The 10003-nt window shown below is 70.9% G+C and carries 9 protein-coding genes and 1 pseudogene; 5 read left to right on the top strand and 5 right to left on the bottom strand.

Going from position 1 to position 10003, the window contains the following annotated elements:
- The first annotated feature begins 152 nt into the window (after positions 1 to 152).
- Complete coding sequence (locus ACFQ4H_RS30275) at positions 153 to 695, top strand: AAA family ATPase (RefSeq protein ID WP_377577616.1); 543 nt, start codon at positions 153 to 155, stop codon at positions 693 to 695.
- Positions 696 to 710: 15 nt separating this feature from the next.
- Here ACFQ4H_RS30275 and ACFQ4H_RS30280 read toward each other — a convergent pair whose 3' ends face one another.
- The 3 genes from ACFQ4H_RS30280 to ACFQ4H_RS30290 all read right to left on the bottom strand — a co-directional run bounded on the left by ACFQ4H_RS30280 (position 711) and on the right by ACFQ4H_RS30290 (position 4724).
- Complete coding sequence (locus ACFQ4H_RS30280) at positions 711 to 3065, bottom strand: tetratricopeptide repeat protein (RefSeq protein WP_377577618.1); 2355 nt, start codon at positions 3063 to 3065, stop codon at positions 711 to 713.
- Entirely contained in the window at positions 3062 to 3487 is a 426-nt protein-coding gene (locus ACFQ4H_RS30285) for a hypothetical protein (RefSeq protein WP_377577621.1), read from the bottom strand. Before ACFQ4H_RS30285 ends, ACFQ4H_RS30280 begins: the two co-directional genes overlap by 4 nt.
- Before the next feature lie 181 nt (positions 3488 to 3668).
- Positions 3669 to 4724: a DUF4349 domain-containing protein gene (locus ACFQ4H_RS30290; RefSeq protein WP_377577624.1), complete on the bottom strand. Its 1056-nt coding sequence runs from the start codon at positions 4722 to 4724 to the stop codon at positions 3669 to 3671.
- A 116-nt stretch (positions 4725 to 4840) separates the two neighbouring features.
- Here ACFQ4H_RS30290 and ACFQ4H_RS30295 point away from each other — a divergent pair, with 116 nt between their 5' ends.
- The 3 genes from ACFQ4H_RS30295 to ACFQ4H_RS30305 all read left to right on the top strand — a co-directional run bounded on the left by ACFQ4H_RS30295 (position 4841) and on the right by ACFQ4H_RS30305 (position 7561).
- Positions 4841 to 5470, top strand: coding sequence for an MBL fold metallo-hydrolase (locus tag ACFQ4H_RS30295; RefSeq protein ID WP_377577627.1), 630 nt, complete (start codon positions 4841 to 4843; stop codon positions 5468 to 5470).
- A 17-nt stretch (positions 5471 to 5487) separates the two neighbouring features.
- Entirely contained in the window at positions 5488 to 6501 is a 1014-nt protein-coding gene (locus ACFQ4H_RS30300; protein ID WP_377577643.1) for a hypothetical protein, read from the top strand.
- 94 nt (positions 6502 to 6595) lie between these two features.
- Positions 6596 to 7561 carry a GNAT family N-acetyltransferase gene (locus ACFQ4H_RS30305; protein ID WP_377577629.1) on the top strand — a complete coding sequence of 322 codons (966 nt, stop codon included), beginning with the start codon at positions 6596 to 6598 and terminating at the stop codon, positions 7559 to 7561.
- A gap of 86 nt (positions 7562 to 7647) precedes the next feature.
- Here ACFQ4H_RS30305 and ACFQ4H_RS30310 read toward each other — a convergent pair whose 3' ends face one another.
- Positions 7648 to 8103: a gamma-glutamylcyclotransferase gene (locus tag ACFQ4H_RS30310; protein ID WP_377577632.1), complete on the bottom strand. Its 456-nt coding sequence runs from the start codon at positions 8101 to 8103 to the stop codon at positions 7648 to 7650.
- A gap of 106 nt (positions 8104 to 8209) precedes the next feature.
- Between ACFQ4H_RS30310 and ACFQ4H_RS30315 the strand changes: the two genes are divergently transcribed.
- A complete protein-coding gene (locus ACFQ4H_RS30315) occupies positions 8210 to 9613 on the top strand; it encodes an NAD(P)H-quinone dehydrogenase (protein WP_377577635.1) in 1404 nt (467 codons plus the stop codon).
- Here the strand turns inward: ACFQ4H_RS30315 and ACFQ4H_RS30320 are convergent.
- Positions 9570 to 10003: pseudogene (locus ACFQ4H_RS30320) on the bottom strand (hypothetical protein); the annotation flags it as partial. The gene ACFQ4H_RS30315 and the pseudogene ACFQ4H_RS30320 sit on opposite strands and share 44 nt — an antisense overlap.

The following is a 10003-nucleotide window of genomic DNA, read 5'->3' on the forward strand; positions in this document are numbered from 1 at the left end:
GGCCGCCATTCCGTACCGGTCCGGATGGCCCGCCGCTCCTCCTCTCGGTACGCCTGCCAGGTCACCAGCTCGCCCATCATCCCGCAGGCATCGTCGTACCACTATCCCCAGCCGCGGACCGTCCGCCCGTTTCGAGAGGGAGTACCAGCACCATGCGCTCAGCCGACCGCTATGTCGTGATCACCGGGGGCCCGGGCTCGGGTAAGAGCAGCCTGCTCGACACGCTACGCCGGGCCGGGTTCCCCTGTGTCGAGGAGGCGGGTCGGCAGATCATCCGGGACCAGACCGCGATCGGCGGGCGAGGCCTGCACACCGGCGACGCCCGCCTGTTCGCCGAGCTGATGCTGGCCTGGGAGATCCGCTCACACCGACAGGCCGGTGCCTACGACGGCACCGTCTTCTTCGACCGGGGCATCCCCGACGTCGTCGGCTACCACCTGCTCCACGGCTGGGACGTACCGCCGCACGTCTCGGCGGCAGCCGACCTGTTCCGGTACCACCCACGGGTCTTCGTCGCGCCGCCGTGGCCCGAGATCTACGTCAACGACGGTGAACGGGGGCAGGACTTCGCCGAGGCCGTACGCACCCACGACGCCATGGTGGCCGCGTACACCCGGCACGGCTACCGGCCCATCACCCTGCCGAAAGCTGACCCTGCCGGCCGGCTGGAGTTCGTCCGCCGGCACCTGGTCTAGGGGGACGCCCCCGGATCAGGGCCGGAGTTCCGGGCCGCGTGCGGGGCCGGGGTCGGTCTCGGTCGTTGCGCGGAGCATCGCCAGTTCGTCCAGGGTCCGGCGGGTGTCCGGATGGGCGTCGCCGAGCACCCGACGCCGGTCGTCGGCGAGTCGGCGCAACTCGTCCGCCGCTTCGGTGTCGCGCCCCTCGGACAGCAGCGCGTGGGCGAGGATCTCCCGGATGGCGAGGATCTCCGACCGGTGGCCCTGCCCGGTACGGGCGGCGACCTCGAGGATGTTGCGTAGCTCCTCGCGGGCCCGGGCGTCCTTGCCCCGGGCCAGCAGCACCCGGGCCAGGCTCTGCCGGACGGCGAGGGTCTCCGGATGGTCCGGCTGCCCGAGATGGTGCCGGGTACGCAGGATGGCCTGGAGCTGTTCCTCGGCCTCCCTGATGCGTCCCTGGGAGAGCAGCGCCTTGGAGAGGCTGTGTCGCACCACCAGGGTGTCGGGGTGGTCGATGCCCCGCACCCGTTGCTCCCCGGCGAGGATCACGCGGAGTTCGCGTTCCGCCTCGACCCACCGGCCCTGCTCCATGATGGATCGGGCGAGTTTGTGCCGGCTGGCCAGGGTGTTCGGATTCTCCGGGCCGAGCAGGCGGACCCGGGCCTCGATGATCTCCCGAAGTTGTTGCTCCGCCAGGGGGAGGCGGCCCTGCTCCAGGTCCGCGCGGGCCCGTTCGTGGCGCAGCGCCAGCCGGGTGACCTCATCCACGTCGAGGTCCCGGATGTTGTCGAAGCAGTTGTCCAGGAACGCCGCCGCCTGCCGGGGCAGGCTGACCGCCAGCAGGTAGCGGGCGGTGCGCCGGGCCACGGCCAGGGCCAGCGCGGTGGTCTGCGGGGCGCGGGGCCGACTGTTGCCGGTGCTCAGGTACTCGACGATCGGCCCGCCGCACTGCGGGGCCAGCACACCCCACGCGTGCCAGCATTCCGGATCGTCCGGCTCCAGGTCGACGGCCGTGCTCTCCAACAGGTCCATGATGAGCAGGTGGTATTCGGGCTCGTGTTGGCGGACCTCGGGAAAGTTGCGGGTGATGTGCCGGACCAGCGGGTGCAACGTCAGGGCATGGGCGAAGGTCGGTTCGTCGACGTTGTCGATTACGGTCCGGTCGAGCAGGGCGAGGTCGCCGAGTGCGTCGATCGCCCGGGACAGCTGGTCCCCGTCGAGTTCCGGGAAGAGCGAGGACCGCGACAGACGGTCCGGGGCCAGCAGTGCCGCGTACGGGATCGGGGCCTCCGCCATGCAGGCGAACAGGCAGAGCAGTTGCCGGGCGTACGGCATGCCCCGTCCGGTAAGCAGGTCGAGGGAGAGCTCCCACGCCTGTCGTACGAGTTCCTCCAGCCGCAACGGTTCGCCCAGTTCGGTGTCGTCGTCGGCGGTGAACGGGGTGGCGAATCGGCGGTCCAGCGCGACCCGGTATTCGTCGAAGGTACGGATCGTCGTGCTGCCGCGCAGCGCCGGCCCCCGACTGGCCGATTTCAGGTAGGACCCGGCACCCAGCAGGGCCAGCGGCAGGCCACCGAGCCGGGCACCGAGCGCCCGGGCCTGGGCCAGGCTCCCGGCCCGGGGCGTGGCGATGTCGATCAGTACCCGGGCCGCGTCGTCGGGGGACAGGGTGCGGACCGAGTGCCGGACGACCCAGCTTCCCCAGGTCTCCTCGTTACCCTCGCGGGTGGTGACGATCACCGATCCCCGGCGGCTTGCTGGCGGACGCAGCCAACCGTTGCCGTTGACCACCTGGCCGTCCGCCGGAGCCAGCAGCGCGGGATCGTCGGCGTTGTCGAAGACGAGCAGCCAGGGCTGGGCTGACTGGTCGAGCAACTCCCACACCATGTCCATCGGCGAGCGGGCCTTACCGGACCAGATCAGGTCCAGTTCGCCGGCGGATGCGCCCAGCCGTCCGGCTATCTCCCGCATCGCGGCGCTGATCTGCGCCGGCCCCAACGCCGGCACCCACCAGACCAGCCGGCCGGCGTCCCGAGCCTGCCGGGCGATCTCCAGCGCCACCTGGCTCTTGCCGCAACCACCCAGTCCGTGCAGCACGTGTACGGCCGGGGTCGGCGTCGATCCGTCGTCCGGGATCGCCATGATGATCTCTTGGACCAGGTGCCGGCGTCCCCGGAGTGGCCGGTCCAGCCGGCCGAACGGCGGCTCGACCGAGATCCGACCGGCTCGATCGGTGGGCTCCGGGGTGCTGGCATAGAGGTTGAGCACGTCCCGGGCGGCCACCGAGACGTGTGACCGATCGTGGGCGCTGACCCGCTGGCCGGGGACCGCCGGCCAGCCCGGCGGCTGCCAACCTCCGGGCGAGGCCGCGGTGCTGTCGTCGGTCACTGCCGTTCCGCAGGCCCGAAGAAGTTGATCTGATCGCGGCCGGCGATGTTGGCGCGTGCCTGGTCGCGTACGGTGATCTGTTGTCCGATCTGGGCCGCCGTCGACACCGGCCCGGCGAAGTCGGCCACGAACTGGCGCAACTCGTCCAGTGCCTCCGGGTGCCGCCCGACCAGGTTGCGGATCGCTCCCCGCCACTCGCTGCGTACGTCGTTGGCGATCTCCGCCCGACGGTCCTCGGGGGCTGTGCTGACCTGGCTCTGCGAATCGGCCAGTTCGCGCATCGTCTCGGTGGTGTCGTGCTCGTCGCCCCGCCCGAAGATCCGGCCGACCCGGAGTCGTACGTCCGACCACAGGTCGGTCACCATCGCCGAGGTCAGGGTGGTGGCGGCCGTTGCGACGATGCCTTCGATGATCTCGTTCACGTCGTGTCACCGATCCTCGCCGTTGGTATCGGTCGGACCGGTCGACACCGGGTGCCGACCGGTCCACAGCTACCTGGAACCCTAGCCGCGCATCGCCACCATCGATCAGATGATCTGGTGGGGCCGTCGGTGACGTCACCGATGCCTTCGACGGCCCCACCGGTGCCCGGTCCCGGTCGGGTCAGTCCGTCGAGGACGCGGGCTGCGTCGGCCCGTCCGTCGAGGACGTGGGCTGCGTCGGGCCGTCCGGCGCCGCTGCCGGCTGTGCGGGGCGCGTCGCGGATACCGGCTGCTTCATGGCTGCCGTCGGTGGTGCCTGCCGAGGTACGGCCACTGCTGTCGCCGCCGGACGTGCCCGTCGACCCAGCCGGCGGACCAGCCAGATCACCCCGAACACCGGCACCCCGAGCGCGATGATCCAGGGCAGCAGCGCGCCCAGTACGGTCAGCAGGACCTCCAGCGAGGCGAGGAACGCCTTCCAGCCGCCCTTCAGACCGGCCACGAAACCGGTCTGGGGCTCCTCCTCTTCGCTACCCTTCGCGTCCGGTCCGAGCAGCGTCACGGTGATCGTGGACAGCGCGGTCAGGTCGGCCAGGCGGCGCTTCTTGGCCTCCAGCGAGGCGAGGTCGGCCTCCCGCTTGGCCAGTTCGGCCTCGAGCATGACCAGGTCGCTGAGGCTCTTGGCCTGTGCCAGCAGCCGCCGACCACTCTCCACCCGGGCCTGCTGGGTGGCGATCCGGGCGTCCAGGTCGAGGGTCTCCTCGGTGACGTCCTGGGTGTCGATGCTCCGACGTTCCTGGCGGCCCAGTCCGGCCACCTCATCCACCACGGCCCCGAACTTCGTCGCCGGCACCCGTAGCTCCAGCTTCGCCCGCGAGGACGTGGCGCTGCTGGTCCGCTCGTCGGCACCGACGAAGCCACCGGCGGTGGTCGCGATCGCGGTGGCCCGGGCCGCGACCTCATCGACGGAATCGACGCGTACGGTGATCGTGCCGCTGTAGATGATGGACCGCTGGTCGATCCGCAGGTCGGCCTTTGCGGCGGTATCCGGTTGGCCGGGCTTCGCCTCGGCGGCGACCGGTGCGTCCTGTTTCTCGACGGCCGCGCCCCCGTCGGCCCTGCTGGACCCGGCCGTGTTCCGATCCGAGCTGCTACCGCAACCGGCCGTCGCCAGTACGGTGGTGAGGGCCACCGCACCGAAAATTGTTGAGAACCGGCGCTGTCTCATCCCGGCCATTTCCCCTCCCGAATTGGCAATCAGTGGTGGAGCGTTCCGTCAGACGCATCGCGGCACCGCGCCGGTTCCGGCAGACTGCGCTTGGTACATCACGATTCGGCATTCAGGGAGTCACGATGCGATTGACCAAGTACAGCCATTCCTGCGTCCGTATCGAGCACGACGGAGGGGTGCTGGTCATCGACCCGGGAGCCTTTGCCGAGTCGGCGGCTCTGGACGGGGTCGACGCGGTGCTGATCACGCACGAGCACTTCGACCATCTCGACGTCGACACCCTCGCCGACCTGTTGGGCAAACGGCCGGCGGTGACCGTGCACGCGCACCCCTCGGTCGTCTCCAAACTGGATGGTCTGCGGGGGGTGGTGACCCCGGTGGAGTCCGGCGACTCGTTCACCGCCGCCGGCATCGCCGTCCGCGCCTACGGTGGGCTGCACGCCGAGATCCATCCGGACGTGCCCCGGGTGCCGAACCTGGGGTTCGTCATCAACGACTCGGTCTACCACCCGGGTGACTCGTTCGACGTGCCGGACGACGTGCAGATCGACACCCTCTTCGTACCGATCTCCGCCCCCTGGCTCAAGGTGTCGGAGGCGATCGACTTCGTCCGGGCGGTGGCGCCCCGGCGGGCCTTCGCGTTGCACGACTGTCTGCTCAGCGCCGCCGGCTACACGGTCACCGACGCCAACATGAGTCAGCTGTCCGGGTGCGAGTACGCCCGCCTCGAACCCGGGACGAGCGTCCGCTGAGCGGATCGGCGCAGCGGGTGACGGGAGCGGCCAGGGAGGCCGGGGATGCGCTCTACACGACGCATCCCGACGGCTTCGTCGCCGCCCGCGACGAGGCGGTGGCCTCGCTACGGGCGGCCGGGGACCAGTCGGCGGCCCGGGAGGTCGCGAAACTTCGGAAGCCGACCGTCGCGGCCTGGCTGGTCAACCTGTTGGCACTGCGCCGTCCGGAGCTGGTGGCCGACCTCGTGGAACTGTCGGCGGCGCTGCGTACGGCCCAGCGTGACCTTCGCGGCCCTCAACTGCGTGAGCTGTCCGCCCAGCGGCGTGACGCGGTCAACGCCCTGGTCGCCGAGGCCCGGACGCTGGCCAGCGAGGCCACCACGGGAGCGCCGGGCGGAAGGCTGCCGAAGCTGCCACTGGCCGAGGTGGAGGCGACGTTGAACGCCGCGCTGGCCGACCCTGCCGTGGCCGGGCAGGTCCGGTCCGGTCGACTGGTCCGGGCGGTGAGCTACGCCGGTTTCGGCGAGGTGCCCCGGCCGCAGCTACGGCTGCTCACCGGAGGGGCCGAGGAGCCGCCGGAGCAGCGGGTACCGGAGAAGCAGGCCGGTCCGGCCGGCACCCGGGTATCCGGTGCGGAACGGGCGAAGGGCAGAGCCGAGGCAGCGGAGCGAGCCCGGGCTGCGGAACAGGCCCGCGCCGCCGAGAAGGCCCGGGTGGCGCGCAACCGGCGACGGCAGGCCCTGGCGAAGGAACTTTCGCAGGCGCGTACCTGGCAGGAGCAGGCAGAGGCGGAACTGGACCGGGCGAGGGCGACCGAGCGGGACGGCGCACGGGTACTGGCCGAGGTCGAGGCGGCCCTGGCCGACCTGGAGCGGCGGCGGACCGCCGCCGACGCCGACATCGGCCGCTACCGGCAGGCCCGCCGAGCGGCCGAGCGGGCCGCCGTCGCAGCCCGTCGGCGAACCGGTGAGGTCGAGGCCGCCGTCGAAGCACTGGACGCCGGGGACGACGCGGCCGGGGACGACGCCGGGGACGGGGTACGCGGGTAGCGAGAGACGGATCATGGTCAGTGGAGCCGGTGGGGAGCGCTGCCACCCGATTATTGCCGCGACAGCCGGCGGCACCGACGATTGAATACCTGGCGTGGAGCTTCCTGATGGCTGGATCGCACGCCGGCCAACCTTCGATGACATTTCGGCGATCCTGGCCTTGGTGCACGCCAGCGACATCGCCACGGTCGGGGCACCCGACTTCAGCCGCGAGGACGTGCAGGAGGCGCTGACCGGACCGAACACCGATCCGGCGCGTGACTCGTGGTTGGCGCTGGATCCCAGCGGCACCGTGGTGGCCTGGGCCTACCTGGAGAACCCGGCCCGGTCGCGGCGGGACTTCGTCGAGGTCTACGCGCATCCGGAGCACGGCGAACCGGCCCGGGCGCCGCTGCTGGCCCGGCAACTCGCACGGGTCGCGGAACGCGCCGCCGAGTTCGGCTTCGACGAGATGACCGTACGGGCCGGGGCGATCCCCAACGAGGACCACTGGATCGGCACCCTGCGCAGCGCGGGTTTCACCTTCGTCAAGCAGTACGCCCGTATGCGCTGTGAGCTGGCCGACCTGCCGGCAGCTCCCACGGCTGCGCCGTCCGGGGTCCTGATCCGGCCGGTCCGGGCGTCGGACGACGCTGACCTGCGTACCTTCCACCGGATTCTGGACACGGCCTTCCGGGACACCCCGGACTATGCGCCGTTGACGTACGAGCAGTGGCGGGAGCAGATCGCCAAGCTGCCCAGCGTCGCCTGGGACGAGTGGTTCGTGGCCACCGTTGCCGACGAGCCGGTCGGCATCCTCCAGTCGGCGGACCAGGCGCTCGACCAGAACGAGGGCTGGGTCAAGAACCTGGCCGTGCTGCGTGAGCACCGGCACCGGGGGGTGGGTCGGGCGCTGCTGTCCCGGGCGTTCGCCAGCTATGCCGGCAAGGGCCGCAAGTATGCCGGGCTGGGCGTGGACCTGAGCAACCCCACCGAGGCGGTCCGGTTGTACCGGTCGGTGGGCATGTCCCCGACCTACCAGGCGAACATGTTCGAGCGGACCGTGACGGCGGCGCGTTGACCACGTACCGCCGCTGACGCCCCGCCGAGGGCGCCCGTCCACCTACCGCCCCGGCGCGTACCTGCCGGGGCGGTAGGCCGTCTCGGTCAGGCGGAGGCGGTGTTGGTGGGGCGGGCGCGCAGATCAGCCACGTAGTCGTCCGGCGCACCGGCCTTCTCCGCCGCGTTGGCGATCTCCGACAGGTACCACGCGGTCGGCATACCGCCCTCGTACCCGTCGAAGACGTACACCCATGCGGTGACCTCGCCGTCCAGGGTGACCACCCGCAGGTGCAGCTTGCGATAGGTGCCGGCGACGACTCCCTCGATGTCGTCGAGCTGCGCGGCGTCCCAGGGGTGTACGTCGTAGAGCGCTACGAACACCCGGTCGCCGGGAGACTCGACGATCGTGGTGACGGCACCCTCCCAACCGATCACCCCCTCACCGGCGAAGGTCAGCCGCCAGCCTTCAAGCCAGCCCGTGCCGACGAGGGGAGAATGCGGACAATAAGCCCGCATCCGGGAGGGATCGAGGTTTGAGCCGTACGCGGCGTAATGACGCACAGCGATGACGATAGCTTGGCAGGTGGGTCGTGGAGAATACGACGGTGCGTGTCGGACGGCTCGGGGAGAAGAAAGTCACTGTGAGCATCGACGAAGGGCGGACGCGGTGAGCCGGATCGTGATCATCGGTGGAGGGCCGGCGGGCTACGAGGCGGCGCTCGTCGCCGCCCAGTTGGACGCCGACGTCACCGTTGTCGAGGCCGATGGCGCGGGTGGTGCCTGCGTGCTGTCCGACTGCGTACCGTCGAAGACCTTCATTGCCAGCTCAGAGGTGGTCACCGGGTACCGGGACACGGAGGAGTTCGGCGTGCTCTCCGACGGTCTCGAGGCGGTTACCGTCGATGCGACGGCCGTGCACGAACGGGTGAAACGCCTTGCCCTGGCCCAGTCCGCCGACATCCACTCAAAGCTGATCAAGGCCGGCGTGAACTTCGTCCACGGCACGGCCCGGCTCGGCGAGGACACTCTCGGTCATGCCCACCAGGTGATCATCACCCCCGCCGACGGTGACTCCGAGTACGCGGTCGACGCCGCCACGGTCCTGATCGCCACCGGTGCGACACCCCGGGTGCTGCCCACCGCCGTACCCGACGGGGAACGGATCCTGACCTGGCGACAGGTCTACGACCTGCCCGAACTACCGGACCGACTGATCGTGATCGGGTCCGGGGTGACCGGAGCCGAGTTCGCCAGCTCGTACCTCGCCATGGGGGTGGAGGTCACCCTGGTCTCCAGCCGCGACCGGGTCATGCCGCACGAGGACGCCGACGCGGCCATGGCGATCGAGCGGGTGTTCCGCGCCCGGGGCATGTCGATCCTCAACAACTCCCGGGCCGAGGCGGTACGACGTACCGCTGACGGCGTCGAGGTGGAACTCGCCGACGGCCGGGTGGTGTACGGCTCACACGCCCTGATGGCGGTCGGCTCGGTGCCGAACACGGCCGGTCTCGGCCTGGCCGAGTACGGCGTCGAGGTGGCGCGGGGCGGCTACCTCACGGTGGACCGGGTGTCCCGGACCAACGTGCCGGGCATCTACGCCGCCGGCGACTGCACCGGGGTGCTACCGCTGGCCAGCGTGGCGGCCATGCAGGGCCGGATCGCCATGTGGCACGCCCTCGGCGAGGCGGTCTCGCCGCTGCGGCTGCGTACGGTCGCCGCCAACGTCTTCACCGCTCCGGAACTCGCCACCGTGGGGGTCTCCCAGGACGAGGTGGACTCCGGGCGTACGCCGGCACGACAGGTGATGCTGCCGCTGTCCGGGAACGCGCGGGCCAAGATGTCCGACATCTCCGACGGGTTCGTCAAGCTGTTCTGCCGTCCCGCCAGTGGTCAGGTCATCGGCGGGGTAGTGGTGGCACCGAAGGCCAGCGAGCTGATCCTGCCGATCACCATGGCGGTGGAGAACCACATGACCGTGGACCAACTCGCCCACACCATCACGATCTACCCGTCGTTGTCCGGTTCGATCACTGAGGCGGCGCGACAGTTGATGGTTCACGAGCTGGAGTGACGACCGTCTGCCGTCGGCCGGCGGTCAGCGTCAGCACCCAGCCGACGGCGGCGAAGGCCACCGCGGCCACCCCTGCGATCACGGCCAGCCGCCAACCGGAGCCGGTCAGTGCCGAGCCGCCGATGTGGCCGACGAGACCGCCGTACGCAGCCCAGCCGAGTGCCGCCGCCGCTTCGTAGGCGAGGAACCGGCGGTAGGGGTAGCGCTCCCGGCCGGCGTGGTAGCAGACGAGCATCCGGCCGCCGGGCACGAACCGGCAGAGCAGGATCACCAGCGGTCCGGGCTGGCGCAGGCCGCGGCCGAAACGGCCGACCACCCGTCGGGCCCGGGCCGCTGCCTGCCGCCCACGGCTACGGGTCAGCTCAACCGCCTCCCGGCCGGGCCGACCCG

Origin of the sequence: Micromonospora sonneratiae (assembly GCF_042679305.1) — a bacterium.
In the GTDB taxonomy this organism is placed as follows: Bacteria; Actinomycetota; Actinomycetes; order Mycobacteriales; family Micromonosporaceae; genus Micromonospora_H; species Micromonospora_H sonneratiae.

Excerpts from the sequence above, each read along its gene's own strand:
- ACFQ4H_RS30275 (WP_377577616.1), top strand. The coding sequence starts at position 153 with ATGCGCTCAGCCGACCGCTATGTCGTGATCACCGGGGGCCCGGGCTCG.
- ACFQ4H_RS30290 (WP_377577624.1), bottom strand. The coding sequence starts at position 4,724 with ATGGCCGGGATGAGACAGCGCCGGTTCTCAACAATTTTCGGTGCGGTG.
- ACFQ4H_RS30295 (WP_377577627.1), top strand. The coding sequence starts at position 4,841 with ATGCGATTGACCAAGTACAGCCATTCCTGCGTCCGTATCGAGCACGAC.